The sequence below is a fragment of the Aeromonas sp. R10-2 genome, from assembly GCF_040908445.1.
Classification (GTDB): domain Bacteria; phylum Pseudomonadota; class Gammaproteobacteria; order Enterobacterales; family Aeromonadaceae; genus Aeromonas; species Aeromonas veronii.
On the sequence record NZ_JBFODS010000019.1, the window covers coordinates 1 to 25,876 of the forward strand.

Here is a 25,876-nt window from a genome sequence, read left to right on the forward strand (position 1 = left end):
GGTTCATCGCGGCTTTCCGGGGAAGGCCGCCTTGATTTTCAGAAAAAAGTATTCTGAGTCCCTAAATCCATATGCCATGCGCTTTATCACTTTGATCTTGTTGTTCACCCCTTCCAGCACACTCGTGTGCATCGGGTAGTTTGCACTCGCCAGGATCCCCCGCATATATTTCGATAAATTTCGACCAAATCGTTGCAGCGGCGCTAGCCCGCTTTCCTTCACCTGCCGCATCCAGCTCCGCCATCGTCGCCATCCTTCCCACACGCTCGGCGCATACCAGATGCCCTTCAACCCCTCTTTCAGCACGTACACCATCGCCAGCGGTTGATTCGCCGCCAACAGCTCCTGCAACTTCACATCCTGTTTTTCACTCAACTTCGCCCGATTACGTAGCAGCAACCAACGCGCACTTTTGACCACTTTTCGCGCCGGTTTATCGCTTTTCAGTGCATTCGCCTGCTCCACTCGCACCCGGTCCACCACCTCTCGGCCATAGCGAGCCACCACGTGGAACAGGTCGTAGACCACCTCCGCCTGCGGGCAGTGTTGCTTCACCTCCAGGTCGAACGCCGTGTTCATGTCCATCGCCACCGCTTCAATCTGCTGGCATCGCTCGCCGAGCTGCTCGAAGAAGGGACGGATAGCGGCCCGGCTGTTGCCGTGCCCCACCCACAGGACGCGGATTCGCTCGGCATCCATGATCACGGTGGCATAGCGGTGTCCCTTGTGCAGGGCAAACTCATCCATCACCAGCCGCCGCACCTCCCCAAGTTCGATGGTGCCCACACTGGTCTGCAAACGGCGCTTGTCGATCTCCTTGATGGTGTGCCAACCGACCCCGGTGAGCTGGCTGACATGGCGGATGGGGAGGTACTGAACGAGCGCTTCAATCCAGCACTGCATGCGCCGGGTGAGGCGGGAGCCAGAGGGGAGCCAGTCGATATGTTCACTGACGCGACCACAGCGCAGACAGTCGACGCGGCGAACAGGCAGTTGTAACCAGACTTGTCGGTCAAATAGGTCTCGCTCACGCACCCGGCGGATACGTTGGTCGTGGATCAATGGCGTGGGTTGCAGGCATCGGCGACAACGGGGCAACAGGTCGGCGCGAGGCTCAAGGGTAAACAGGGTGTGATGGTTGGCAGAAAGCGCTTGGGCGATGACGGTATAACCTGGCCAGAAGGAGGCAATATCAATATGATGCACGGCGACAGCAGGGTGATGGTGGTGGTGTGTTTGGAGACAGCCAGTTTACCAGCACCCTGTCTGTCAACTTCCACTTCCCCAAGATCCCGCGAAGAACCTCTTTTTATGGCGGATAGCGGCGGATATTTGCTGCTGATAGCACCTTGATTACACAGAGGAAAAGCGTACTGACTTCAACATCGGCAAATTATTGTTTGCTTTTTATTCATTTCGAGGAGAGAATGCGCGTCGGCTAGTTAATCAGCCCTGTTTATGTTTACCCTGCAATGCTTCACCTCACGATGAATCCTGCCAGTACCCGCATAACCTTCTTCTGATTTACTCGCCTTGAGAACCGTCAGGCTGTCTGCCTGCGTTGCCCGGCTCTCACGGTGCAGACCCGATCTGCCCACCCAATTTGATTTATGCATCAGCATATTCCTTGAAAGTGCAGACGCCCCTTAACCGGGCTGGGTATTCCTGCGCGCTTGTCGTTCACCCAATCGACCGCGCCCATTGACCTGACATTTGCCAATACAAGGAGCAAACACCTAATTTATATAGAGAAATACCATGATGAAAGCAGTACAAACACACAAGCCCCTGCGTCGCAGCAAGCCCATCAACCTGCCTGTGCAAGAGCACGACAATGATGCGTTCCTGATCCAGTTCAGCACCCGCTTCAGCGGCGGTTTCGCCATCTCCTGTGATGGTATCGCTGGCGAGTTCTCCATCGAAGACCTCAACTGATCCTGCCTGCCCTCCGGCAGCGCCCGATGCAGACAGGCCGCAACTCACGGCGGCCTCTTTGCTTATCCCCCTCCGCCTTTAGCCAGACCTGGGCTCTTGCTTGTCACTCAGCCTGACAGCCGCCTAACCATTCGCTTTCCAGCTCTCTGACCCTGATCACTGCTCCAACAGCAGGCACTCATCTGCATCTTCGCTCAACTTGACCAGTCGACTGCGCACCAGCCCCAGCTTGGCCAACAGGCCGATGGATCGCTCGTTGCCCGGAGTGACGATGGCAACTACCTGCCCGATCCCCAACCGGCTTTTGCCATCGGCAAGGGCGGCCTGCGCCGCTTCAATGGCGTAGCCCTGACCGCGATATTGCGGCAGGAAGGCATAACCGATATCGACCTGCGCCAGGGTATCGCGCTTGATCAAACCGCAGATACCGAGGCTGACACCGTCCTCCTTGCGTTCCACCAGATAGAGCCCGTGACCATAACGGGCATAGCTGACCGCCGGTCCCTGCTGGATATACTCCTGCGCCTGTTCGAGGGTGCGAATGCCCCGATCACCGATGTAACGATAAAAGTCGCCGTCATTGAGCAGCTCAAGGATGAAGGGGGCGTCGGTGACGATCATTTCGCGCAGGATCAGACGGGAGGAGGCAATCATGGCAAGGGCTCTCAAACAAAAAGTGAAGGGCAAAGAGTGCCCCGTCACTCCCGGGCTGGCAAGCCTGTGGCACCATCGGCCATGAAAAAGGGGCCGCGTTGGCCCCTGATGAGATGGGATAAACGGGCTCAGGCAGCCAGCAACCCAGCGTAGCCATTACCCTGCTCGCGCAGCGCAGTGAACTGGGCGGCGCAATCGGCCCAGCTCAACCCCAGCGCATCTGCCACCTTGTGGGGCCACTCGGGTGGCGCCTCTTCCCCCACATCGGATTGCGCAGCCAGCACGATCGCCAGATGGATCAACCCGGCCTCGGCGGAGAACTCCTTGGCCAGCATGGGGTTGTAGTGATACTCCACCGCATTGCTGATGGTCTCGGGGAACTTCCAGTAGCGTGCCATGGCCGCCCCGACCTGGGCATAGTTGAAGCCGACCACCAGCTCTTCCGCCTTGGCCCGTCCCTTGTGCAACTCCAGATCGTGGATGTGATGGACGGTGTTTTCCGGCAGGCCCACATGCATCACCAGTCGGCCAAGATCGTAGAGCAGGGCGCAGGTAAAGACCTCATCCCCCTTCATCCCCTTCTTCACCGCCAGACGACGCGCCAGCTCCGCCACGTTGAAAACGCAGCCCCAGAAATGTTTGAGGTCAATGCCGGGCACCGCAGTGACCGATTCGGTGAGCCCGCAGGCCAGCACCATGTTGCGCACCATCGCCAACCCCAGCCGCACTGCGGCTTCATTGACGGTGCCGATCTGACGACTGCTGCCGAATTTGGCCGAGTTGGCCAGCCGCAGCAACTTGGCGGAGATGACAGGGTCCTTGTTGATCAACTTGCTGATCTTGAGCAGATCCGGATCCTTTTCATTGAAGGTCTGGATCAAATCGCGCATCACTTCCGGGATCTGGGGCAGTAGCTTGGGCTCGGCCAGCAGGGAATCTATCGTGGGCATAGGCGTGTCCATCCATGTTATCTGTGTTCCAACCTGTTTGCCTTGGCAAACTCCTCCTAATTATGGGTAACAAATGGCCTCCCCACCGGATTGTTTATTCGCTGGTCATTCAAGGTGTTAGTCACATTCAGGCTATACTGGCCGCCACATTCACTGTTGCGGATATCCCATGAACGACACTCAGGAATTTTTTGATGAAGACGCGCTGCTGGAGATGGTGGAGAACCAGCTCAACGACGGTCACCCGCCCCATGTGAAGGCGACCCTGATGCGGCTGGTAATGAAGGGCACCCCGCGAGAAGAGGCGCTGCAATATATCGCCTGCGCCCTCGGTGCCGAGCTGATGGCGATGGAGGCAGATCAGGGCCCCTTCAATCTGACCCGTTACGGCGAGTTCCTCGACAGCCTGCCCGAGATGCCGTGGGCAGACGACTGACCCGAGCTGGATGACGGATGCAAAAAGGGCGGGTGCCAATGGCCCCGCCCTTTTGCATGGATCCGCTCCGGATCAGAACTGGGAGTTGACGATCACCTCTTCCCCCAGCGCCCCTGCCAACGGCAGTGGCCGATAGCTGGAGTTGGCGGCCCGCAGCAGACGAATGCCGCGAATGCCGACCTCCTGCGCCGCCTTGATATCCCCATCGGCGTCGCCGTAGAACAGCTTCATCTGCTTATCCTTGAGCCACTGCACCTTGGTGTTCTGACCCGGCTGATCACCCGCGAAGATCACCGGATTGAGCTGGTCGGCCGGAATATTCATGGTCTGCTGCAAGGTCTGGCTCACTGTTTCGGTCTTGGTGGCCGAGCGGCCGGTGACGAAATAGATGTGGTCACCGCGTTTGAGGTGCATGGCGATGAGCGCCTTGCCCACCTCTTTCGGCATGCTGAACGCATCCCAGCCATTGTTCATCTTCTCCCAGAAGGCAGGGTTCTTCAGGTAGCTCTCGTCGTTGGGGGAGAACTCCTGCTTGCCGCGATAAAAACCCGGGCTGGAGAAGAGCAGGGTATCGTCGATATCAAACCCGACCGCCATCGGGGGCAGGCCATCCAGACTCTTGGCAATCTGCTCCACCGATACCCAGTGGATCGGCGCCTGCTGGGCCAGAGTGACGGTGGTGACACCGGCAGGGATCGGCTGAACGGTAGCAGCTTGACCCGCCACGGCAGGCAGAGAGAGGGCGGCAGCCAGCAAGGAGGCAAGCAGCGCCGGACGAGAGACGTGTTTCATAAGGCAGGTTGTCATCTTGAATCAAAAGAGGGGGCCAATAGTGCCCCCATCCTACCTCTCAAATCTGTGAATGCTCCTGCAAAAGGGAGCATTTGACGCCCGATAATTAATCCTTGATTGGCAGCAGATCGGTAAAGACAAAGCCGTCGCGCACCACTGTCTCGCCGACCCGAATGCCGAGCGGACGGGAGAACATGGGGCCATCATAGGCCAGGGTGTGAAACTCGCCGTTCTCGCCGCATGGGTCAACGCCCTCTGGCAGCGCCGCCAGCAGTGCCTCGTCAAAATTGTGCCCCCCCAGGCTGGCATCCAGCTTGTTCGGGTCGAGAGCACTGATCCGCGCCTTCAACCCAGCGGCCACCATCTGCGGTGCCAGTTCACGGGTATTGCTGCCCCACAGCGGGAACAGTGGTTCGATGCCGGTACCTGCCAGCTGCTTTTCACGGTAGGCGCGCACATCCTCAAGAAACAAGTCGCCAAAGGCCATATGGCGGATCCCCTGTGCCACCACATCGGCGATAAAGCCGGTCATGATGCGGGCGTAATCCTCGTTGCTGCAGGGCCAGGGCAGATCGATGGTGATGAGGGGCAGCCCGACGCAGGCGGCCTGCTCGGTCAACAGCTGCTTGCGCACCCCGTGCATCGCCACCCGCTCGAATGCCTGATTGAGGGTGGTAAACAGCCCCACCACCTCGATGGCGGGATCTTGCCGCAACTGATGCAGTGCCCATGCGCAATCCTTGCCGCTGCTCCAGGAGAGCAGTACACGTTTCTTTTCCATCATTCCTCCGCCAGCGGGGCACTCGGATTGCCCCAAAAAGATGCAAGACAGTGTTGCGAATTGCGCGATTTACACACAAGAGGCAGGCAGCATACTCTCGATCACCTGTATATGCCCCTTGTCCGGGGTGACAATAACTAAAAAAACCGATGGGAAACATACGGATATGACCACAAGCACACAACAGCACGATCACGCCCGCCCCCTCAATCGACAGGATTACAAAACCCTGAGCCTGGCTGCCCTCGGCGGCGCGCTGGAGTTTTACGACTTCATCATCTTCGTCTTCTTCGCCGTGGTCATCGGCGAGCTGTTCTTCCCGGCAGATATTCCCGAGTGGCTGCGCCAGTTCCAGACCTTCGGCATCTTCGCAGCCGGTTATCTGGCCCGCCCGCTTGGCGGCATCATCATGGCACACTTTGGCGATCTCATCGGTCGCAAGCGGATGTTCACCCTCAGCATCATCATGATGGCGCTGCCGACCCTGTTGATCGGTCTGCTGCCCACCTATGCGGTGCTCGGTATCGGCGCCCCCATCGCCCTGCTGGGACTGCGGATCCTGCAAGGCGCCGCCATCGGCGGTGAAGTGCCGGGCGCCTGGGTGTTTGTCGCCGAGCACGTCCCTGCCCGTCGAGTCGGGGTCGCCTGCGGCACGCTCACGGCGGGATTGACGGCCGGCATCCTGCTTGGCTCCCTCATCGCCACTGCGGTCAACAAGAGCCTGACCCCGGCCGAAGTGAGTGACTGGGGCTGGCGGGTGCCCTTCCTGCTCGGCGGTATCTTCGGCATCGTCGCCATGTACCTGCGTCGCTGGTTGCACGAGACCCCGGTCTTCGCCGAGATGAAGGCCAACAAGACCCTGGCCGATGAGCTGCCCCTCAAGACGGTGCTGCGCAACCACAAGAGCAGCGTGGTGGTCTCCATGCTGCTCACCTGGCTGCTCTCCGCCGGTATCGTGGTGGTGATCCTGATGACCCCCACCTATCTGCAGAAGGTCTATGGCATCAGCCCGGCTGACGCCCTGACCGCCAACTCGCTGGCGATTGTTGCCCTGACCCTCGGCTGCATCGTCTATGGCCGACTGATCGACCTGCTGGGCAGCGGTCTCACCTTCATGTTCGGCTCCCTGCTGCTGGCGGGCTCCAGCTACGCCTTCTATCACGGTCTGGCGGCCGGCACGAGCCAGCTGGTGCCGCTCTATATGCTGGCGGGCTTTGCGGTCGGGATTGTCGGTGCCGTGCCTTATGTGATGGTCAACGCCTTCCCGCCGGTGGTGCGCTTCTCCGGTCTGTCATTCTCCTACAACGTGGCCTACGCCATCTTCGGCGGCCTCACCCCGATGGCGGTGACCCTCTGGATGAAGAGCGACATGCTGGCCCCCTCCCACTATGTGGTGAGTCTGTCAGTGCTGGGTTTCGCCATCGGTCTCTGGCTCTGGTTCCAGCAACGGGCCATCCGGCAGCAGCAAGCACCGCAAGCGGCCTGACCCGAACAACAAGCCCCAGCATCTGCCGGGGCTTTTTTGTACTGCTTATGTTCAGTTTCGCCAGCATAAGATAGCCTCCCTCTGGGGCCTGCCACCCGCGTCGCCCCATGACGTCCAACTCTTTATCCGAGGCTCAAGATGTTCTTTCAGGTCGTATTACTCACCTTGCTGGCGCTGCTGCCCATGGTCAACCCGCCCACCACGGCCACCCTGCTGCTGGGACTGAGCAAGGGGATGTCGCGCGAACACGTGCGCCGTCAGGTCAATCTGGCCGCCATCTATCTGTTCTGCACCCTCTGCATCACCTTCTTTATCGGATCCTCGATCCTGGATCTGTTCGGGATCTCCATTCCGGGCTTGCGTCTGGCCGGTGGCCTCATCATCGGCTTTATCGGCTTTCGCATGCTGTTCCCCGCCCCCAGCCAGCAGAGCGGGGTCGATATAAACCAGAGCATTGCCTTCGTACCGCTCACCATGCCAAGCATGTGCGGGCCAGGTACCATGGCGCTGGTAATAAGCGGGGCAGCCCAGATTGCCGAGCTGCCTGACGAGTACAACCGCCTCACCATCTACGCCGGTGTGGTAACGGCGTTTGCCCTGATGAGCCTGATCAGCTGGGGAGTATTGAAGCTGGCGGACCCGGTCTGCAAGATCCTGGGCGCCACCGGCATCGATGCCATGACCCGTATCATGGGCTTCCTGCTGGTCTGCATGGGTATGCAGTTTTGCATCAATGGCATCAAGGAAGTGGCACAGGATCCGGTCTTCCACGGCGGCCAGGCTGTGCAAACCGCACCGACGCTCCCAAAGGCTTCCGGCACGTTTGATCAGTTGCCGCAAAAGCCCACCGGCTCTGATTGAAAACGGTATCAAAAAGTCCCTGACGATCTGCACTGATCTTGTTCCTGATCATGTTATTGACACACAAATGAGTTAGTTTGTTTTTCATACAGACTGTATTCAGATGGACGCTGATAGGTTTGTTGATGAATACCCACTCAACTTCAGGAGAGTATGCAGATGGACAAGATGCTGACCGAAATAGGGAGCCATAGCCTGTTTCACGAGTACCTGAACGTGGTTGGGATTGCGAGCCCATCCCTCGCCAAGATCGAGCAACGCTGGGAATATAAAGATCAAGAGCAGCTGGTTGCCAAAATCCAGATCGACAAACAGGGTAACGCTCGCTATTTCATCGACGCCCGCGCCATATCCGTCAACTGATACCGAATAACCCGCCAGCCCCGATCCACCGACGGGGGCTTTTTGTTGCTTGCGATCCCCTGAATAGCAAAACCCCGGCAAGAGCCGGGGTTTGAATGCGTCGGGTTACGCCGCTGCGCGGCTAACCCAAACCTACGAAGTGCCACCCACGGTGAGCTGATCCAGTTTGAGGGTGGGCTGGCCGACACCGACCGGCACGCTCTGCCCCTCCTTGCCGCAGATGCCAACCCCGCGATCCAGCGCAAGATCGCAGCCCACCATGGAGACCTGGCTCATCGCTTCGGGGCCGTTGCCGATCAGGGTCGCGCCCTTGATGGGGGCAGTGATCTTGCCATCCTCGATGAGGTAGGCCTCGGAGGCGGAGAAGACAAACTTGCCGGAGGTGATGTCCACCTGACCGCCGCCGAAGTTGGGGGCATAAATGCCCTTCTTCACCGAGGCGATGATCTCCGCCGGATCGTACTGACCCGCCAGCATGTAGGTGTTGGTCATGCGCGGCATCGGCATGGCAGCGTAGGATTCACGGCGGCCGTTGCCGGTGAGTGGCACGCCCATCAGACGGGCGTTCTGCTTGTCCTGCAAGTAACCCTTTAGGATACCGTTCTCGATCAGCACGTTGTAGCCACCCGGCGTCCCCTCGTCATCGATGGAGACTGAGCCGCGCCGACCCGGCAGGGTGCCATCATCGACGATGGTGCAGTGCTTGGAGGCCACCTGCTCGCCGATGCGGCCAGCAAATGCGGAAGATCCCTTGCGGTTGAAATCCCCCTCCAGACCATGACCCACCGCCTCGTGCAGCAGCACGCCAGGCCAGCCGGAGCCCAGTACCACCGGCATGGTACCGGCTGGCGCGTCGATGGCTTCAAGGTTGACCAGCGCCTGACGCACCGCTTCGCGCACATAGCCAAAGGCGCGGCTCTCCAGCCCGTCCAGTTCGAGGAACCAGTCGTAGCCAAAGCGGCCGCCGCCACCGGCACTGCCACGCTCGCGGCGATCGCCCTTCTCGGCGATCACGGTCACCGACAGCCGCACCAGCGGACGCACGTCGGCGGCCAGGGTGCCATCGGTGGCGGCCACCAGCACCTCTTCGTAAACACCGCTGATGGAGGCCATCACCTGATTGATGGCGGGATCCAGACTTCTGGCGAACTTGTCCATCTGCTCCAGCAGGGCGATCTTCTGATGCTTGTCGAGGGTCTGCAGCGGATCCATGGCCGGATAGAGCAGGTTCGCTTCGGTGCGGGCCCACGCCTTCACCTTGCCGTGAGCACCGGCGGCGGCGATGCCGCGAGCGGCGGTCACCGACTGTTGCAGGGCCAGCAGGCTCAGCTCGTCCGAGTAGGCGAAGCCGGTCTTCTCGCCGCTGACGGCGCGCACCCCGACCCCCTGATCGATGTTGTAGCTGCCATCCTTGACGATGCCATCTTCCAGCATCCAGGACTCGTGCCAGCTGCGCTGGAAATAGAGATCGCCGAACTCCACCTGATGACTCATCAGGCTGCCGAGCAGCTGCTGCAGGCGCCCTTCATCGAGGTCGTTCGGGGCCAACAGGGAGGCACTAACCTGGCTCAATAGACTCAATCTTCTTCTCCACTCTCGTAACGAGCTGTTTTAAATCGTCTTGCCGACGGGTTGGCGACAAGCCACACCATCACAACAAACGGGCATGCTCCAGCACGGGCAAACGGCTGCGTTTCAATTTTTCACCACACCATCAGAGCAAACGGGCGTGTTGCAGCACTGGCATGGTGCGTTTCAATTCATCGATAAGCCCGGGCTCCATCTTCGCCAGCACTGTGCCGCGCCCGGACTCTTTGCTCGCCAGCACCCGACCCCAGGGGTCGATCACCATGCTGTGGCCCCAGGTCTGGCGCCCCGTCTCATGAGAGCCACCCTGATTGGCAGCGACTACGTAGCACTGGTTTTCGATGGCGCGGGCCCGCAGCAGCGGCTCCCAGTGCGCCTCGCCGGTCACGGCGGTAAAGGCGGCAGGCACCAGCAGCACACGGGCACCGGCACGGGCCAACTGGCGGTAGAGCTCGGGAAAGCGCAGATCATAACAGATCGAGAGGCCGAGGGGACCAAAGGGAGAGTCCACCAACACAGGCGCCTCCCCCGGGCTGAAGGTCTCCGACTCACGGTAGCGACCGTGATTGTCCGCCACATCCACGTCGAACAGGTGGATCTTGTGGTAGTGGCCCCTGAGCTCACCGCTGGGGTCAAACACCAGCGAGCTGGTGTGGATATGGTCGGAACCTGAGATGGTGGTCGGCATGGCTCCGGCCACCAGCCAGATGCCGTAATCGCGGGCCCATTCAGCCAGTTGCTGCTGGATCGGGCCCTCACCTATTGCCTCGGTACCATCCAGATAACCCTGCCGTTCGCCAAACAGGGCAAAGTTCTCCGGCAACAGCACCAGTAGCGGCCGCTCTTTGGGCAAGGCAGCCAGCTCGGCGGCGATCTGCTCCCGGTTATCCTGCCAGTGACGGCCAGATACCAGCTGTATTGCGGCTAACCACATGACGTTCTCCTTGTCGCTTGAGCCATCAGACGGTGACAGCATCCCCCGCCTGCAGGGTGTAATCCAGCACTATGATTCGCTCCAGCACTGGGCGAAAGATGGCCTTGAGGGCATCGTGATCCGGATGGGGCAGATAGCGCTGGCGGGCTGCTTCGTCGGCGAAGGTCATCAGCACGCTGTGGGTAAACCCCTCGGCTCGTCCCTCCGGGCTGTCATCCCGACCCCACTCCACAGCGGTCACGCCGCTGACCTGATGGGGAATGGCGAGAAAGGCGGTACGCACCGTATCTATCTGGGCAGGCTGGGTGCCCGGCTTGAAGGCGATCAGCAGGATATGTCGGATCATGGCTCACTCCTTGTGATGGTGCCTGGCCGCTCGTTCAGCGCTGAGCGGGCCCTGCGTGTTTGGGGCTCAGCAGGAAAGGGGTCACCTCTTGGGTCGGCAGGCTGGGGGCAACGGCATCTACCGCCTCTTTCTGCTGCTGGTTGAGCTTGATGCGCGCGCGATCTCGCCCCGCCTCGATCAGCTTGGGTGCGTCGAGCGGGCCCGAGATGCGAAAATCGATGCGGGTCACCACATCCACCACCGGCTCCAGCAGTTTGGAGAGGGCCAGCACATAGAGACCCGTGACCGGCGTGATGGAGAAGGCCGCCACCACCGGCAGGGTGCCCCCCAGATTGGGGGAGAAGCTCAGCTCGTAGTCGAGCTGCCAGCGCACCAGATCGGCGATCCCCTCGCCGCGCAGGTTGCCTGCCGCCCCCTTCATATAGAAATCATCGTTGCTTACCTGCCCCTGCTTGATGGTGGCAGAGGCGGACATGGATTCGAAGTAGAAGCCCTTGTCGAACACATCGCGAAAATCGAGCCGCAGCTTGCGCAGCAGGGAGTCGAGGCTGAGCAGGGAGAGCAGCCGGGCCCCCTTGTCGTTGACCTCCCGCAGGGTGCCCCCTTCCAGCTGATAGTTGGCACTGCCCCCCAGGGTTGGCAGGCTCGGGCGATAGGGCACATCCTGCCAGTTCAGATCAAAGGCAAGTGAACCGGGAGCGTCGCCGATGGGTGAGGTGTAGCCGAGCCGCTTGAGCAGCAGCTCGCTGTTGTTGCTGGTCAGCTTGCCACGGGCGCGGGTCTCCATCCGGTTGCCATCGGCCAGCCAGTCGACGCTGCCGGTGAGCTGACTCCCCGCCAGCCGCACATCCAGCCCCTTGAGGGTCACCTTGTTGGCGCCGGGCACCAGCTCCCCTTTCACTTCGCCGAGCGGCAATGCGCCAAAGCGGCAATCGACACAGCTCACCTTCAACCAGGGGATGGATGCCATGATGGCGTTATCCTGCCTGGCATCGGGATCCGGGCTGAGATCCGAACTCTTGCCGGACCAGTAGATGCGGGCAAACTTGGCATCCACCGGGCGATTGGCCACTGCGGGCAGGCGGATCACCCCCATCACATCGGGGCTGTCGATCATCACTTCGGTCGCCTGATTGGTCGGCCCCACGGTGAAACGCGCCGCCTTGAGGGTGGCACTGCCGATATAGGCGCGAGCCAGCTGTCCATCTACCCACCACTCCTGCGGCAGGAAGGCGGGGCCGACCACCGCATTGCCAGTCTGGTTCTGCGCTGGCAGCCACTGCTTGAGTCGTGCCAGCCAGCCGCCCACATTGGCCTCCTGCTGGTTGATGGCAAGCAGCATGGGAGCATCGCGCATTACCCGGGCGCCCGGCTGACCCACATCAACCCGCACCCGGCTGAGATAAGGCACACCCTCGCCGTAGACCAGTCGGGTCTGCATATCCACATCGGCCCCCAGCACGGCGCGAATGTCGGCGCTGCCATCCCGGCCACGGGCGATCACCTTGAGCGGCAGCCGGCTGGCACTGCTCTTGGCCAGTGGCAGCGGCAGATCCAGTCCCATACCCTGCAGATTGGAGTCGAGCGCCAGCTGGAAGCTGAATGGCTTGCTCTCGGGCAAGGTCAACCCGAGCTTGCCGCCCCAGTTGCTGCGGCCGTTGAGGATACCGTACGAGGAGATGGCGGCGGGTTGGCGGCGACTATCCCACTGCCCCTTGAAATCGAGGTCGACCTGATAGTGATCCGGATGCTGGCGCCCCTGATAATCGAGGGTCAGCGGCTGGTTCCACAGGCTCGCTTTGAGGTTGCTGAAGCGGGTCTGTTCGTTGTCATATTCGAGCCGCCCCTGCACCTTCTCCAGCGGCAGATCCAGACTGGCAACCCGCACCTTGTTGTTGCTGAAGGTGGCATCGCCGCTCGCCTTCACCTCGCTCTCGCCATCGAGAGGAATATCGAGCTTGACCGAACCGGCCATCGGGCCGCGGATCTCGATCTCCCGCAGCGCCTGTCCCACCGAACTGCCCAGCGGGGAGTCCTGCAGGTAGTCGCTGATGGCCTTGCCCTCCCCCTGCACCTTGGCATCCACATAGAGATGAGCGCCGGGGGAGAGATCCGGGATCCAGGCATGCACCGAGTCGGAGCTCGCCTTGCCGAGTTTGGTGGATCGGCTGCGCATATCGAGACCGGCATTCTGGAACAACAGGTCGATCTGCAGGTCGGTGAGCGGTTGCCAACCGGGGAAGAACTCGTAGGTGGCCTGCTCCAGCGGCACCGCCACCTGGAAGATGCCCTTGCCGTTGTCGTAGGGAAAGTCCCTGAACTCGCCATACCAGAGCAGGTCGGCCCCCTTGGCCTTGCCCCCCTTGATGGCGCCGCTCAGGTAATCCACCAGCCCCTTGTCCATCGCCTGCAGCGGGAAGTAGCGATCCGCATGGCCCGCGTTCTTCACATCGATGCGGCCGGTCAGGGCCAGGAAAGGGTGCTCGAACAAATCGAGGCGGAAACGGCTGGCCAGGGTCAGATCCGGGTTATCCAGCGCGATATCCTGCCCGTAGAGCACCCAGCCCTGTTCCTCACGCCACCAGTCGAGACGGGCCGAGAAGTGGTCGACCGGGATCGGCATCTTGAAGTGACGGGCGGGATCCACCTTGTCGTTCGCCAGCGCCAATCTGGCGCTACCGCCGGTCGGGGTAAGCCAGAACTCGCCGTTGAGATCCTGCATCCCGGGTATATCCTGCCAGGCCTTGAGGCGCACCTTGCTGAAGCGGCCACTGAGGGAGAGATCCTGCCAGTCGGCATTGGCCAGCAGCGTCAGATCCTGCACCGACCCCTGCGGATTGGTCTGGCGCAGGGTCTCGCAGAGTGTGGGGTAGAGCGCCGAGACCAGCTGACTGATCTGGGTGATCTTGTCGAACTCTATGCTGGGCAGATAGCCCTGCACCCGATCCCCGATCCGCTCCAGCTGCAAGCGGCTCTGCAACCAGGGTTTGCCGTCCAGCTTGAAGGTGACGTTGTGGCTGGCCAGTTGCCAGTCGGTGCCATCACGGCGCAGCTGGATCTTGCCGCCATCAAGGCCGAAACGGTGCATCTCCCCTTTCTTGGGATCCTTCCAGATCAGGTAGTTGTTGCCAAACGCCAGCAGGGTATTGCCCAGCTTGCCACTGTCAAACGCGCTCCAGAGCTGGAAGTCGAGCTGACCGGCAACCTTGGGTTCGCCCGCATGGATCTTGGCCAGGGTCGGGGTGATATCGAGCTGGCGGGCCCCCAGATAGAGTTGACCCTTGAGGCGATCGAGCCGGGCAGTCGGGGCGTCCACATCCAGAATCAGATCGAGGGTGCTCTCGCCCACCCCGTTGATGAGGTAAGCCTTGCCGACCCCCTGATGGCGCTTGCCACGGTTCTGCCAGCGCAGTTGGGCGATGTCGAGGGCGCGCAGATCACCGAGGGCGGTGGTGACGCTGAGGCGGGTGTTGTGCACATCGAAGGTAGAGAGCTGGGTCAGCAGAAAGCGCAGCAGGGCGCCCTGCTGGGGATCGCCGGAGGGGCTGTCGTCAGCCGGTTGGCGCAAGTCGATGGTGATATCGCCATCGCTCAGGATCAGCTCGCCAAACACCGGCGTTAGCTCGTTAATGGTGCGCCAGAAGTCGAGATGCACCCAGGCTTTGCCGAGCTGTACGGTAAAACGCCCCGAATCCGGGGCGATGGCAAGTTGCTGCAGTTCGAGGGCGGGCCCGGACTGTGTCCAGTCCAGCCCCACTTGCTCCACGCTGACCTGGAGTTGTGAATCACCCAGCAGAGTGTGGATCAGACTCTCCCGGTATTGATTCAGCAAAGGGCCCCCGACCCGTACCAGCGTGACCAGCATGGCCATCAGTACGAACAGGACCCCCAGGGCCAACCAGCCCCGACTTAGCCAGCGATAGACCAATTACATCATCACCACGTCGAACTGCTCCTGACCACAGAGGGGTTCGCTCACTACCCGCACCTGCTTGCCGATGAACACTTCCAGCTCAGCCAGACTGTGGGACTCCTCGCCATGGAGGTAGTCGGCCACGGCCGGGGCTGCGTAGACGGTGAACTGATCCGCATCATAGGCACGATTGACCCGAATGATCTCCCGCAGGATCTCGAAGCAGACCGACTCCACCGTCTTGACCCGGCCGCGCCCCTTACACTCGGGGCACTCGGAGCAGAGCACATGCTCCAGACTCTCGCGGGTGCGCTTGCGGGTCATCTCCACCAGACCGAGCTGGGAGAAGCCGTTGACGTTGGTCTTGGCACGATCCTTTGACAGCGCCTGCTCCAGACTGTGCAGCACCCGACGGCGGTGATCCTCGGACTGCATGTCGATGAAGTCGATGATGATGATGCCGCCGAGATTGCGCAGGCGCAGATGACGGGCAATGGCCGCCGTCGCCTCGACGTTGGTGTTGAAGATGGTCTCTTCCAGATTGCGATGGCCGACAAAGGCGCCGGTGTTGATATCCACCGTGGTCATGGCTTCGGTCTGATCGATGATGAGGTAACCGCCGGATTTCAGCTCCACCTTGCGCTCCAGCGCCCGCTGGATCTCGTTCTCCACGTCGTAGAGATCGAAGATGGGCGACTCGCCAGGATAGTACTCCAGCTTGCTGGCCAACTCAGGCACGTACTCTTCGGTGAAGCGCTTGAGCTGATCGAAGCTCTGGCGCGAGTCGACGCGGATCTTGTCGAGCTCGGCACCGACAAAGTCGCGCACCACCCGGAATGCCAGACTGGGATCCTCGTAGAGGATCTTGCAGGGTGGATACTTCTGCTTGCGCTCGAGGATCTTGCGCCACAGCCGCTTCAGGAAGGCAGCATCCTGCTCCAGCTCCTGCTCCCCCACCCCTTCGGCGGCGGTGCGGATGATGTAGCCACCCAGCTCGTCCACATAGCCGGCCACGGTGCGCTTGAGGCGCTCCCGCTCCGCTTCGGACTCAATACGCTGGGAGACGCCGACATGGGCACTGCCCGGCATAAAGACCAGATAGCGGGATGGCAGGGTGATATCGGTAGTGAGACGGGCACCCTTGGTACCCAGCGGATCTTTCACCACCTGCACCATGATGTCCTGCCCCTGACGCACCAGCTCGGCGATGTTACCGACCTGGAACTGTTCCTTCTCCTTCACCGCCACACACTCGGTGTGAGGGACGATATCAGAGGCGTGCAAAAAGGCTGCCTTGTCCATGCCGATATCGACGAAGGCCGCCTGCATACCCGGGAGTACCCGGCTGATCTTGCCTTTGTAGATATTGCCCACGATGCCGCGTTTGGCCTGACGTTCTACATGCACTTCCTGCAGCAGACCGTTTTCGACCAGAGCGACCCGGGTTTCGGAGGGGGTAACGTTAACCAGCAGTTCTACCGACATAAGTGACCTTGCCTGTTCCAGTTTTGAATTCTATAGAGCCAATCCGGTACACGCGCGCAAGGGAGAAACGCAGCAGAGCACAGCTGACGGGAAATTATTTGAGCTGTTCCAGATGATGCTTGATCAGCAGGTCTGTCTCCAGCAGGGGCAGGCCGACCACGGCGCTATAGCTCCCTTCGATGCGGCTGACAAACTTGCCGGCAATACCCTGAATGCCATAAGCCCCGGCCTTGTCACAGGGCTCACCGGTCTGCCAGTAGGCCTCGATCTCGGCCTCGTCCAGCTTGCGAAACGCCACGTTGGTGGTGACCAGACGCACGTCACAACGATCCTTGCTGGCCAGCGCTACCGCCGTCATTACTTGATGCACCTTGCCGGAGAGGGACTCCAGCATATCTTTGGCATCCAGCAGATCGGACGGTTTCTCCAGTACCCGGTCGCCCAGCACCACTATGGTGTCGGCACCCAGCACCGGCAACGCCGTCGGCGCACACGCCACGCCCGCCATCGCCTTGTCACGGGCGAGGCGGCAGACGTAATCCTGCGCCTTTTCACCCTCTTCCCGCTGCTCGGGCACATCCAGTTTCAGCACCTCGAAGCGGTAGCCAATCTGGGTCAGCAGTTCACGGCGACGGGGAGAAGCCGAGGCGAGATAGAGTTGTGGTTCGTTGTTTTTGTTCATATTTACCTGATATTGAAGCGGCGCCGCACCTTGCGCAGCACCAGAAACACCCAGGGCCATATTAGCATCGTCGTCAACGTCGACCAAAAGTAGGAGAAGTTGAGACTGGCCTGGCTGAACAGATGCTCGGCCCAGAATACCGTCATTTTACCCACCAGCGAGAGGCCACCGATGATCAGTGCCTGCTGCCAGAGGGAGAAGTTGCGGATCTTCTGGAACTGGAAGGCCGCCAGATAGGTGGTAATGGCCATCGCCATCGCCCGCACGCCGAGGGTGCTGCCAAGCAGCACATCCAGCAGCAGGCCCGCCACCCAGGCGGTGCCGACGTTGGTCCGGTGCGGCAAAGCCAGTGCCCAGTAGATGAGCACCATGGCCAGCCAGTCCGGACGGAAGGGGTCAAATTCAAAAGGAAGCGGCAGGATCGACAGGCTCAAGGCCAGCAGGATCGAGATCCAGATCCAGATCCTGCCGCTGGCGGGTTCTAGCATTAGCGGGTGGCTCCTGCGGCGGACGCAGCGGGAGCCGCCCGTTCGCCATCCTCATCATGTACTTCAGGCTTCTTGTCGGTCCACAGCAGCAGCAGATAACGCAGCCTGTCCAGCTCCACCAGCGGCTTGGCCTCGACCTGAGCGAAGGGCTTGCCTTCCACATACTCGGAGCGGGTCACAGTCGCCACCGGATAGCCTTCCGGGAAGCGGCCACCCAGACCGGAGGTGACCAGCAGGTCACCCACCTGAATATCGGTGTTGCGCGGCAGGTTGCGCAGCTCCAGCTTGTCGAGCTCGCCACTGCCGGAGGCAATAGCACGCAAGTCGTTGCGCAGCACCCGCACCGGAATGCCGTGGCTGGAGTCGGTAATGAGCAGCACGCGACTGGTGGTGGAGCCCACGTGGAGCACCTGACCAATCACGCCCTGATCGTTGATCACCGCCTGACCGTTGTAGACGCCATCCAGCGCCCCCTTGTTGATCAGCACCTGATGGCTGAAGGGGTCGGAATCCACCGACAGCAGCTCGGCCACCATCTTGCGGGACTCTTTGTGCACCGGCGAACCGAGCAGCTCACGCAGCCTTTGGTTCTCGTGCTCCAGCTGATCCATTTTGAGCAGACGGGCACGCAGGGTAAACAGCTGTTGCTCCTGCTGCTTGGTCTGCTCGATGAGATCGGCGCGGGTCTGCACCTGGGTCGACATGGTGTCGAGCAGGGTACCCGGCGCATTGGCCATGTATTGCAGGGGACTGACTAACGAACTGAGGTAGACGCGGACATGGGTAAACACACCGAAGCGGGAATCCGCGACGATGGCAGCGATGGAGATGATGACGGCGAGAAACAACCGTAACTGAAGCGAAGGGCCTCTACCAAAAATGGGTTTCATGGGTCGTCAAAAAAGAGCCGGCACGTTGGCCGGCTTTGGGTCTTATTCGTAGTGGAACAGATCGCCACCGTGCATATCGATCAGCTCCAGCGCCTTGCCGCCGCCACGGGCCACACAGGTGAGGGGATCTTCGGCCACGACGACAGGAATGCCGGTCTCTTCCATCAGCAGACGGTCGATATCTTTCAGCAGTGCGCCACCACCGGTCAGCACCATGCCGCGCTCGGAGATGTCGGAAGCCAGTTCCGGCGGAGACTGCTCCAGCGCCACCATGACGGCAGCCACGATACCGGACAGCGGCTCTTGCAGCGCTTCCAGGATTTCGTTGGAGTTGAGCGTGAAGCTGCGCGGTACACCTTCAGCCAGGTTGCGACCACGGACTTCAATCTCGCGCACCTCTTCGCCCGGATAGGCGGAGCCGATCTCGTGCTTGATGCGCTCGGCAGTCGCTTCACCGATCAGGCTGCCGTAGTTGCGACGGACGTAGCTGATGATGGCTTCGTCAAACTTGTCGCCACCGATACGGACGGACTGGGAGTAGACCACACCGTTCAGAGAGATGATGGCCACTTCAGTGGTACCACCACCGATATCAACCACCATGGAGCCGGTCGCTTCGGACACCGGCAGGCCGGCACCGATGGCAGCAGCCATAGGCTCGTCGATCAGGTAGACCTCGCGGGCACCGGCGCCCAGTGCGGACTCCTTGATGGCGCGACGCTCAACCTGGGTTGAACCACACGGTACACACACCAGCACACGCGGGCTGGGGCGGAAATAGTTGTTGTCGTGAACCTGTTTGATGAAGTGCTGCAGCATCTTCTCGGTCACGTAGAAATCGGCGATCACGCCATCTTTCATCGGGCGGATCGCGGAGATGTTGCCCGGGGTACGGCCCAGCATCTGCTTGGCGGCATGACCGACAGCAGCGACCGATTTGGCGTTCCCGCGCTCTTGGCGAATGGCGACAACTGAGGGTTCGTTAAGGACGATCCCTTGATCTTTTACATAGATCAGGGTGTTGGCAGTTCCCAAATCGATCGACAGATCGTTGGAAAAGACGCCTCTGAGCTTTTTGAACATGGCTACGGGAAATCCTAAGAATTTGGAGGTGCAGAAAACCGGCTAACTTTACCAATGCCCACCCCAATGGGCAAGCGCTCAAACTGTCGCCAATCAATCAGGCGCGACAAAAATGCGAGTCATCACTCACCCGCTCAGGCCGACAAACACTACGAAACAAGGAGATAAGACGCCACTGTACAGCAATGCGTCTATCTCCCCGTGTCAGCCCGGGTGTCAGGGCATCACTTCGCGGCGATAAATAATTCTGTCATTACCCCGATCCCGGCCGAAAATGGCCTCTCCCAGCAGGTGATCCGCCGTGGCCGGATCCGCCAACCAGACGGGTTGGGATGGCTGTTGCTCCAGCACGATCCGATAGGGAATGCGCACCGCCTGATTGGGAGGCGCGAAGTGGAACCGGGTCTCGCCTGCGTCGAAACCGACCTGAGTACCGCCCGGAGCCACATTGCCGAGACCAAGGCGAATGCGGGTACTGTCTTTGAGGATCAGATCCCCCGTCGCGGAGTCATAGCGTTGCTCCGCATCGGTAAAGACGATACCACCTCCCGCCAGGGAGATCTGGGTACAGATATCTTGCGAATTGGCTCGCCTATCTTGCGAATTGGCTCGCCACAGGCCCCCTTCGAAATATTGCACCTGCAGGGGCAGCGCCAGCGGGGCGCTATCGACCCCCTGACGGGTGCTGGCGAGCAGCCGGCCGTAGTAGGCGATCATGGTATCGTCCGATCCCTTCGGAATGGAGAGCTGTTTGGCGGTGCAGTTCACCCCGCTCTGGCAAGTGCCGCTGACGGACGGATTCATGTTCCGTCCGTCGAGGAAAGTGGTCTCCGGCGTTTCGCCGTCCGTCACTCTGAGCCCTAGTCGCAGGAGCGGCAAGGGCTCTTCCGGTGCGGTCAGGCTAGGGGTCAGTTCGCGCAGCCGCATAAAGCGGGTTTGACCTGATTGCTTGCCTGTTCCTTCGGTCCAGCTGGCGGCCAGAGGTGCCAGCCGATTGGATCTGTCCACCCCGTCCTGATTGTTGGCGGCCACCAGGGTGAGGGCCCCTCTGGCAAAGGCATCACGGTAGTTCCTCGTGACACTCCCTTCCTTGTTGCGCGCCTCCACCACCGTCTGTATCCCGAATGGCTGGCTCATATAGCTGAAACCGTCGCAGGCCGGGGTGACGGTACCGCTCGTCATGTTGAAGTCCCAGGGTACGAAGCGCCCCAACGGTACGCTGGTGGCGGGAGGGATGGTGTAACCGAAATAGCCCGTTGATACTGTGCTTCCCTCTGGCAACGTAGCCGCTGGTGGCGTCGCCTTGATCCTGAAGACCCCGACCTCGTTGAGGCTGAGGGCGGGTGTATTGAGGCTGGCACTGGCTGCAACGTGGCTGTACCTGGTCGGGGTGACCTGGGCGACCACGCCCCCCTGAGGGGCCACCAGCTCGCTGGTCAGGGCGATGTCGGACAACACGAAGTTGGGGGTGGTGCCATTGCCGGTGCAGATATCCCCATCGCTGTCGCTCTGCCACGCCATGGCCTGGATATTGAGCGAGAAGCTGTCTCCCGTCCTCTTGAACACAGGGCAGGTGATATCACCTGCCGCGCAGGTCCCCTGGGTGGGCGTGATGCAGAGCCCCACCGGGCGGGAGACAAACTGATCCGCCCCCGTCATCACCAACCCGGCGCTGTCGCCGCTGCCCTCGTGGCGGGCGTTGAGCTGCATCTTGCCCGCATCCGGGTAGTTGACCGTCAGGGTCACCTCCCCCTGGGCATCGAAGGCCAGTTCCGTGCTGGCGGCCGCCGCCTGGCTAGTGGCGACGGCACTGCCATTGACCGTCACCTTGCTGCCAAATGCATTGCCAGTCGGATCTATGTAGTCGCTCCAGAAGCTGACGGGCTTGCTCACATCGGCAAAGCCCGGCACGCACTGCTGGCTGGCGTCATCTTTCTTGACCGCCTTCATCAGCACCTGCTGCGGCTTGTTGGCATAGGTATCTTGCACCTCGAACAGGAAGCCGCTGTCGGCAAAGTCCAGGGTGCAGTCCTCGGCACTCGGCTCGCCACCCGCGGCCCGACACAGGGTGGCAGACCCGGCCTGAGGGGTAGCGCTTGCCACACCGATCGTCAGCACTCCGGGCTTGTTGCCCCGCAAGGAGACGGACGCGGCACCGCCGGAAAGGGAGATATTGCCCCCACCGACCCAGAGCCCGTTGCTCTCAGGGGTAACCGAGAGCTGAACCTCCACAGGGTCCGTCACCAGGGCCGTACACGCCAGGTCGGCACAGGCTCTGACCGTGACCGATTCTGGGTTGCAGGTGAGGCCTGATCCCGTATGGTCGAGTTCGAAGTGGTGCAGGGTGACGCCTTCCGGTTGGCATACGTCGGGCCAGTCGCCGGTAAAGGGCTCATGGATGATCTTGCTGCCCCAGCCTGACATGGTCACGTTGACGGCGGACACTGCCCCGGTCAGCACAGCCTGGTCACTCATGGTCAGATTGCCTGCTTTCACATAGAGAATGGCGTTGAGCTTGGCATTACCGCTCAGGGTGGCCTTGCCAAACCCGTAGAACAGGAAGTTGTTTGCCGAGCCCTCTGCGTTGACATTCATCTGACCACGCAGGGAAATGTCGCCATTCACATAGAGCCGAGCCGTGCTGTCATCATCCACCACCACATCCAGATTGGTGTTGCTGATGCTGAGCTTGTCGATCCAATGTTCCCCGCCGGAGAGATAGAACACGACCTCGTGGGTGCCGCTGAGGCTGAGCTGGTCGAGATAGTGAGCATGCACATAGCCCTTCACGGCAGACCCATCCTGCATGCTCAGGCTCTGATAGAGCTTGATCAGTAAGTTGTCTGGAGGGGAGCCTGTCCCGCTTGAGTAGATCTTGGACTCGCTCATCATGGCCAGGGTGTAGATGTCCATGTGGGCCTTGGTCGTACTACCGCTATCAACGAAGTTGATCCGGCTGTTGTTTTTCATCGTCAGCGTACGGATCGCCCACTGCCCATTCGCCAGGGTGATGACGCTCTGCGCCCCCAGAGTCAGGCTGTTCAATGAGTGAGGCTGAAAGCGGGCGGCCGCGACCTGGTCTGCCTGGTTGACCGCCACCGCCAGGGTGTCATGGACCCTGATGGCAAGACCGGAGAGGGTCGCACCTTCATTGAGGGTGACACTGTTCGCGTTCAGCGTGCCCGTCCCCTGCAGCTTGCTCGAGTCTTGCATGGTCAGGGTCTTGACGAACACATTGGCGCCATTGACATTCAGTGCCGCCCCTCCGGAGAGGGAGAGGCTCTGGAAGTAGTAATTCTTGCCGCTCTCCAGCGTGGCCTGACAATTCCAGCCAGACCAGTTTCCTGCCCCATAGTTGCCAGGGCTCAGGTTTATCGCGCCGTTACAAGACACATTGCTGCCGCCGCTATAACTGGGGAAATCCTGGGTGGCGGCGGGGAAATCCTTGGGGTCGGCCTTGAAGGTCTGGTCCGCAAGTGGTGTGGCCAACGCTCCCGTGATCCCGCAATAGGATTGCCAGGCACTGCCCACATACTGACCCCCGGCGTTCCCCGTACTGGTCGAACAGCCGGACTGGCCGCCGAGAGAGGCACTCAGAAACGGATAGTTGGCCGGCTGGCTGGCCCCCACGATCGAGGAACCATCTGTCATGGAGAGCTTTCCCGGAGAGGCATGGCTCTGGACCGGGTAATCAAACACCCCCATGCACTGATCGGCCGCCTGTACCGAGGCCGCACCCAGCAGCATGGTGAACAGCATGGGACCCCAAAGAGGCTGCTTTGACGTCATGAATGCGGGCTCCTTGCAAGGGGTCTCACGGCGTGGTGCCATCGAAGGCCTCCGCCATCACGCTGCGGCTGACCGCAAAATCGGGGGAGGCGCCGCCGCTGTCATCCCCGCACTGACCGATACCCGTCAGTCGCCACCCCTTGGTGGTACGAGCGTTATGGTCGACGATCACCTCTGTACAACCCAGGCTGGCTCGGCAACCCGCCAATCCCAGCGCATCGGCGGGGAGGTCCAGGCTGAGATCGCTGCAGCTCTGCCCCTGCCAGTGGCCGTTGGGGTAGAGGCGATAGAGCCCGATTTCGACGGCGCTCTGGGCCGCCATCAGGGCCCGCACGCCGCGCACCTCCACCGTATTCTTCTCGCTGCTGTCGAGCAGGAAGCGTCCCATGGCGGCGGCGAGCAGCCCCATGATGACGATGACAAACAGGGCGACCATGATGGCACTGCCCCGCTGGGACCTCACCATGGTGGGAGTGTCAGGGCACATTGAGGGTCTCCAGCTTGTGGTGGAAGACGACGCGCTCGTCGCGCTGCTCGAACTCCAGCCGCAGCCCCACCTCGCTCTGGTTGAAGGCGGCGGGTTCCCGATAGAAGTAATAGGCGGCGGGACGAATATGCTCCGCCATCAACCGGGTGGTCTCGCTGCTGCTCAGGGTGTCGTCGAGGGACTTGGCCATGCGCCAGAGGTTGCCCCCTCTCACGCAATAGAGCACCTGCTGATTCGCAAAATAGATGCGCTGGCCCGGCGAGTCCTTGGCGAGCGCACCAGCCAGGGTCAGCGGCACGGCCCCGGAGACGGGAGTTCCTACCTCGGTCACTCTGGCAGTGCAACGCCCCTGCACACACCCCTTGTCCAGCGTGATGGTACTGCCAGAGGTCGTGTCAGGCAGCGGATAGATGATGGCCGTATCTTCCTTTGCCGGCATGGTGACAGGCTCGACGATGCGAAGCACGGTGCTGCTCGCCGTCTCCAGGTAGCGACTGGCGGTGGCGATGGGCCAGAACCGCAGACAGGCCCCCTGCTCCTGGGCACCGCCCCCTTCGTCCTCGACCCGCACCGAACCGGGGACCGCGTCGCGCACCTCGCGATTGAGCCGCTCCAGGGCGAAACGGGCATCGCTCATCAGTTGCTCGCGGCGGCTGGCATCCCCGTAAATCTGGGTGCCGATGCCGATAAACTGGCTGGTAAAGGTCGCCATTATCCCGAGCAGCAGGATGACCATCACCAGCTCGACCAGGGTAAAGCCACGATTACCCCGAGGTTTACGGTAGGTTCGATTGGCCGCCAGGCGTAATCTGGCGCCGGAGTTGGCTAGGGGCGCTGAAATTCTGGTAGACAGGCAACACCTGATAGCGGAGCGATCCATCAGTAATTCCCCCGATAGAAGGAGAAGTCGAGCACGCTCTGATCCGGTAGCTTGATCTGCAGATCAATGCGCTTGCCCACAGAGCAGGGGGCGACACAACTCTTGAAGGTGCCGTCGCTGAAATCGGCTCCACTCACCGCAATTTTCACCTGATAGTTGCGATACTCCTCGCTGCTGACTCCCACCTCAGTTTGGGTCAGCGTGTTGGCATCCACCCAGTTACCTGCGGTATCGAAATCATCCACATCGTTATAGGCATAGGATGCGGGCTCGCCATCCGGACCATAACTGGTGGAGCAGGAAGAGATGGTCACCCCAGCCACCTGCTCGCCACAACGATAACGACCACCGTTATGATCCGAATGTTCATCAAACGACTTTTGCAAGATCTCGCCGGAGAGGCGCTGGGCCAGCTGGGCGGCGCGTACCTGCTGCACCGGGTCTACCGCCTGCGGCGCCTGATTGATGAGTAAACCGAGAATGCCGGTCAGCGCCACCGCCAGCAGCACTATGCCGACGATCAGCTCGATCAGGGTAAAACCACGCTTAAGGGATCTCATGAATAAACCCCTCGGATTCAATCTTGATACGGCTGATTTCGCGGCCATCACTCACCAGCAAGGTACAACCGGTAGCACAGTTGCCTAGCGGTCTCCCCATCTGATCGAAGCGCAGCACGAAGCGGTTGTTGTTATCTAGGGAGATGGAGATACCGGCAGAGGGCGTAACCAGTCGACCACGGGTCTCCAATTGGGAAGTCCAGCCACTACTGGTATCCAGATCATCGCTGGCGGGACACGCCGCATAAGTACGGTGGGCAAAACGGGGAGAGGCCACCACCAGCTGGGTACAACGATTGGCTGGCTCATGCATATTGACGGTCTGTACCAGCCGCAGCCGGGTCAGCAGCTCGTCACGCACGGTTTGAGTTTCAAAGCCGCCTTTGCCCAGCCATTTCGGCACGGCAAAGGCGGCCAGAATCCCGAGTAACAGGATCACCAGTACCAGTTCAATCAGGGTAAAGCCCTTGGTTGCAGGCATGGAGGTTCTCATC

24 protein-coding genes are annotated in these 25,876 nt (G+C 60.8%); 5 read left to right on the forward strand and 19 right to left on the reverse strand.

Annotation, left to right across the window (positions count from 1 at the left end):
- Positions 1-3: 3 nt before the first annotated feature.
- Positions 4-1,206, reverse strand: coding sequence for an ISL3-like element ISAeme19 family transposase (locus AB5Y97_RS03945; protein WP_368157222.1), 1,203 nt, complete (start codon positions 1,204-1,206; stop codon positions 4-6).
- Between the two features lie 552 nt (positions 1,207-1,758).
- On the opposite strand from AB5Y97_RS03945, the gene AB5Y97_RS03950 reads away from it, so the two are divergent.
- Positions 1,759-1,935 (forward strand): hypothetical protein, encoded by a 177-nt coding sequence (locus tag AB5Y97_RS03950; protein ID WP_005340085.1) that lies wholly within the window; start codon positions 1,759-1,761, stop codon positions 1,933-1,935.
- A gap of 156 nt (positions 1,936-2,091) precedes the next feature.
- On the opposite strand, the gene AB5Y97_RS03955 is transcribed toward AB5Y97_RS03950, so the two are convergent.
- Positions 2,092-2,589: a GNAT family N-acetyltransferase gene (locus AB5Y97_RS03955; RefSeq protein ID WP_113740389.1), complete on the reverse strand. Its 498-nt coding sequence runs from the start codon at positions 2,587-2,589 to the stop codon at positions 2,092-2,094.
- A 128-nt stretch (positions 2,590-2,717) separates the two neighbouring features.
- Positions 2,718-3,539, reverse strand: a complete 822-nt coding sequence (locus tag AB5Y97_RS03960; RefSeq protein WP_005357745.1) for an HDOD domain-containing protein — start codon at positions 3,537-3,539, stop codon at positions 2,718-2,720.
- Between the two features lie 169 nt (positions 3,540-3,708).
- On the opposite strand from AB5Y97_RS03960, the gene AB5Y97_RS03965 reads away from it, so the two are divergent.
- Positions 3,709-3,975, forward strand: a complete 267-nt coding sequence (locus tag AB5Y97_RS03965) for a hypothetical protein (protein WP_005348674.1) — start codon at positions 3,709-3,711, stop codon at positions 3,973-3,975.
- Positions 3,976-4,047: 72 nt separating this feature from the next.
- Here the strand turns inward: AB5Y97_RS03965 and aphA are convergent, their stop codons facing one another.
- Together aphA and AB5Y97_RS03975 are read right to left on the reverse strand one after the other, a co-directional pair.
- Positions 4,048-4,767 (reverse strand): acid phosphatase AphA, encoded by a 720-nt coding sequence (aphA, locus tag AB5Y97_RS03970; protein WP_113740388.1) that lies wholly within the window; start codon positions 4,765-4,767, stop codon positions 4,048-4,050.
- Between the two features lie 106 nt (positions 4,768-4,873).
- A complete protein-coding gene (locus AB5Y97_RS03975) occupies positions 4,874-5,548 on the reverse strand; it encodes an ATP-binding protein (protein WP_113740387.1) in 675 nt (224 codons plus the stop codon).
- A gap of 166 nt (positions 5,549-5,714) precedes the next feature.
- Here AB5Y97_RS03975 and AB5Y97_RS03980 point away from each other — a divergent pair, with 166 nt between their 5' ends.
- The 3 genes from AB5Y97_RS03980 (at position 5,715) to AB5Y97_RS03990 (ending at position 8,258) form a co-directional block, all read left to right on the forward strand.
- Entirely contained in the window at positions 5,715-7,034 is a 1,320-nt protein-coding gene (locus AB5Y97_RS03980; RefSeq protein ID WP_368157262.1) for an MFS transporter, read from the forward strand.
- Positions 7,035-7,172: 138 nt separating this feature from the next.
- Positions 7,173-7,895 (forward strand): MarC family NAAT transporter, encoded by a 723-nt coding sequence (locus AB5Y97_RS03985; RefSeq protein WP_368157263.1) that lies wholly within the window; start codon positions 7,173-7,175, stop codon positions 7,893-7,895.
- A 159-nt stretch (positions 7,896-8,054) separates the two neighbouring features.
- Positions 8,055-8,258: a hypothetical protein gene (locus AB5Y97_RS03990; protein WP_005340062.1), complete on the forward strand. Its 204-nt coding sequence runs from the start codon at positions 8,055-8,057 to the stop codon at positions 8,256-8,258.
- A gap of 132 nt (positions 8,259-8,390) precedes the next feature.
- On the opposite strand, the gene tldD is transcribed toward AB5Y97_RS03990, so the two are convergent.
- The 14 genes from tldD to AB5Y97_RS04060 all read right to left on the reverse strand — a co-directional run bounded on the left by tldD (position 8,391) and on the right by AB5Y97_RS04060 (position 25,863).
- The gene (gene tldD, locus AB5Y97_RS03995; RefSeq protein ID WP_320545489.1) at positions 8,391-9,839 is read right to left on the reverse strand and encodes a metalloprotease TldD; all 1,449 of its coding nucleotides are present in this window, start codon (positions 9,837-9,839) and stop codon (positions 8,391-8,393) included.
- A gap of 133 nt (positions 9,840-9,972) precedes the next feature.
- Positions 9,973-10,779 carry a carbon-nitrogen hydrolase family protein gene (locus AB5Y97_RS04000; protein WP_368157264.1) on the reverse strand — a complete coding sequence of 269 codons (807 nt, stop codon included), beginning with the start codon at positions 10,777-10,779 and terminating at the stop codon, positions 9,973-9,975.
- A 25-nt stretch (positions 10,780-10,804) separates the two neighbouring features.
- Complete coding sequence (locus tag AB5Y97_RS04005) at positions 10,805-11,125, reverse strand: Dabb family protein (RefSeq protein WP_236302373.1); 321 nt, start codon at positions 11,123-11,125, stop codon at positions 10,805-10,807.
- A 34-nt stretch (positions 11,126-11,159) separates the two neighbouring features.
- Positions 11,160-15,053, reverse strand: coding sequence for a YhdP family protein (locus tag AB5Y97_RS04010; RefSeq protein ID WP_368157265.1), 3,894 nt, complete (start codon positions 15,051-15,053; stop codon positions 11,160-11,162).
- Positions 15,054-16,523 (reverse strand): ribonuclease G, encoded by a 1,470-nt coding sequence (rng, locus tag AB5Y97_RS04015; protein WP_005340056.1) that lies wholly within the window; start codon positions 16,521-16,523, stop codon positions 15,054-15,056. It lies immediately after the preceding gene.
- Positions 16,524-16,617: 94 nt separating this feature from the next.
- Complete coding sequence (locus AB5Y97_RS04020) at positions 16,618-17,205, reverse strand: nucleoside triphosphate pyrophosphatase (protein ID WP_005340055.1); 588 nt, start codon at positions 17,203-17,205, stop codon at positions 16,618-16,620.
- Between the two features lie 2 nt (positions 17,206-17,207).
- Complete coding sequence (mreD, locus tag AB5Y97_RS04025) at positions 17,208-17,693, reverse strand: rod shape-determining protein MreD (RefSeq protein ID WP_005340054.1); 486 nt, start codon at positions 17,691-17,693, stop codon at positions 17,208-17,210.
- Entirely contained in the window at positions 17,693-18,583 is an 891-nt protein-coding gene (gene mreC, locus AB5Y97_RS04030) for a rod shape-determining protein MreC (protein WP_005340053.1), read from the reverse strand. The genes mreD and mreC overlap by 1 nt, the downstream gene beginning before the upstream one ends.
- Before the next feature lie 42 nt (positions 18,584-18,625).
- Entirely contained in the window at positions 18,626-19,666 is a 1,041-nt protein-coding gene (locus tag AB5Y97_RS04035) for a rod shape-determining protein (protein ID WP_005340051.1), read from the reverse strand.
- Positions 19,667-19,882: 216 nt separating this feature from the next.
- Positions 19,883-23,455, reverse strand: coding sequence for a DUF6701 domain-containing protein (locus AB5Y97_RS04040; RefSeq protein ID WP_368157266.1), 3,573 nt, complete (start codon positions 23,453-23,455; stop codon positions 19,883-19,885).
- Between the two features lie 25 nt (positions 23,456-23,480).
- Positions 23,481-23,942, reverse strand: coding sequence for an MSHA biogenesis protein MshP (locus AB5Y97_RS04045; protein WP_234887526.1), 462 nt, complete (start codon positions 23,940-23,942; stop codon positions 23,481-23,483).
- A complete protein-coding gene (locus AB5Y97_RS04050; protein WP_368157267.1) occupies positions 23,932-24,822 on the reverse strand; it encodes a PilW family protein in 891 nt (296 codons plus the stop codon). The genes AB5Y97_RS04045 and AB5Y97_RS04050 overlap by 11 nt, the downstream gene beginning before the upstream one ends.
- Complete coding sequence (locus AB5Y97_RS04055) at positions 24,822-25,382, reverse strand: prepilin-type N-terminal cleavage/methylation domain-containing protein (protein ID WP_103251120.1); 561 nt, start codon at positions 25,380-25,382, stop codon at positions 24,822-24,824. The genes AB5Y97_RS04050 and AB5Y97_RS04055 overlap by 1 nt, the downstream gene beginning before the upstream one ends.
- The gene (locus AB5Y97_RS04060; protein ID WP_368157268.1) at positions 25,369-25,863 is read right to left on the reverse strand and encodes a prepilin-type N-terminal cleavage/methylation domain-containing protein; all 495 of its coding nucleotides are present in this window, start codon (positions 25,861-25,863) and stop codon (positions 25,369-25,371) included. The genes AB5Y97_RS04055 and AB5Y97_RS04060 overlap by 14 nt, the downstream gene beginning before the upstream one ends.
- Between the last annotated feature and the right edge of the window lie 13 nt (positions 25,864-25,876).

Bases quoted from the DNA above. Each gene is read 5' to 3' on its own strand.
- AB5Y97_RS03950 (WP_005340085.1), top strand. From the start codon at position 1,759: ATGATGAAAGCAGTACAAACACACAAGCCCCTGCGTCGCAGCAAGCCC.
- AB5Y97_RS03955 (WP_113740389.1), bottom strand. From the start codon at position 2,589: ATGATTGCCTCCTCCCGTCTGATCCTGCGCGAAATGATCGTCACCGAC.
- AB5Y97_RS03960 (WP_005357745.1), bottom strand. From the start codon at position 3,539: ATGCCCACGATAGATTCCCTGCTGGCCGAGCCCAAGCTACTGCCCCAG.
- AB5Y97_RS03965 (WP_005348674.1), top strand. From the start codon at position 3,709: ATGAACGACACTCAGGAATTTTTTGATGAAGACGCGCTGCTGGAGATG.
- aphA (WP_113740388.1), bottom strand. From the start codon at position 4,767: ATGAAACACGTCTCTCGTCCGGCGCTGCTTGCCTCCTTGCTGGCTGCC.
- AB5Y97_RS03975 (WP_113740387.1), bottom strand. From the start codon at position 5,548: ATGGAAAAGAAACGTGTACTGCTCTCCTGGAGCAGCGGCAAGGATTGC.
- AB5Y97_RS03980 (WP_368157262.1), top strand. From the start codon at position 5,715: ATGACCACAAGCACACAACAGCACGATCACGCCCGCCCCCTCAATCGA.
- AB5Y97_RS03985 (WP_368157263.1), top strand. From the start codon at position 7,173: ATGTTCTTTCAGGTCGTATTACTCACCTTGCTGGCGCTGCTGCCCATG.
- AB5Y97_RS03990 (WP_005340062.1), top strand. From the start codon at position 8,055: ATGGACAAGATGCTGACCGAAATAGGGAGCCATAGCCTGTTTCACGAG.
- AB5Y97_RS04000 (WP_368157264.1), bottom strand. From the start codon at position 10,779: ATGTGGTTAGCCGCAATACAGCTGGTATCTGGCCGTCACTGGCAGGAT.
- AB5Y97_RS04005 (WP_236302373.1), bottom strand. From the start codon at position 11,125: ATGATCCGACATATCCTGCTGATCGCCTTCAAGCCGGGCACCCAGCCT.
- rng (WP_005340056.1), bottom strand. From the start codon at position 16,523: ATGTCGGTAGAACTGCTGGTTAACGTTACCCCCTCCGAAACCCGGGTC.
- AB5Y97_RS04020 (WP_005340055.1), bottom strand. From the start codon at position 17,205: ATGAACAAAAACAACGAACCACAACTCTATCTCGCCTCGGCTTCTCCC.
- mreD (WP_005340054.1), bottom strand. From the start codon at position 17,693: ATGCTAGAACCCGCCAGCGGCAGGATCTGGATCTGGATCTCGATCCTG.
- mreC (WP_005340053.1), bottom strand. From the start codon at position 18,583: ATGAAACCCATTTTTGGTAGAGGCCCTTCGCTTCAGTTACGGTTGTTT.
- AB5Y97_RS04035 (WP_005340051.1), bottom strand. From the start codon at position 19,666: ATGTTCAAAAAGCTCAGAGGCGTCTTTTCCAACGATCTGTCGATCGAT.
- AB5Y97_RS04040 (WP_368157266.1), bottom strand. From the start codon at position 23,455: ATGACGTCAAAGCAGCCTCTTTGGGGTCCCATGCTGTTCACCATGCTG.
- AB5Y97_RS04045 (WP_234887526.1), bottom strand. From the start codon at position 23,942: ATGTGCCCTGACACTCCCACCATGGTGAGGTCCCAGCGGGGCAGTGCC.
- AB5Y97_RS04050 (WP_368157267.1), bottom strand. From the start codon at position 24,822: ATGGATCGCTCCGCTATCAGGTGTTGCCTGTCTACCAGAATTTCAGCG.
- AB5Y97_RS04055 (WP_103251120.1), bottom strand. From the start codon at position 25,382: ATGAGATCCCTTAAGCGTGGTTTTACCCTGATCGAGCTGATCGTCGGC.
- AB5Y97_RS04060 (WP_368157268.1), bottom strand. From the start codon at position 25,863: ATGCCTGCAACCAAGGGCTTTACCCTGATTGAACTGGTACTGGTGATC.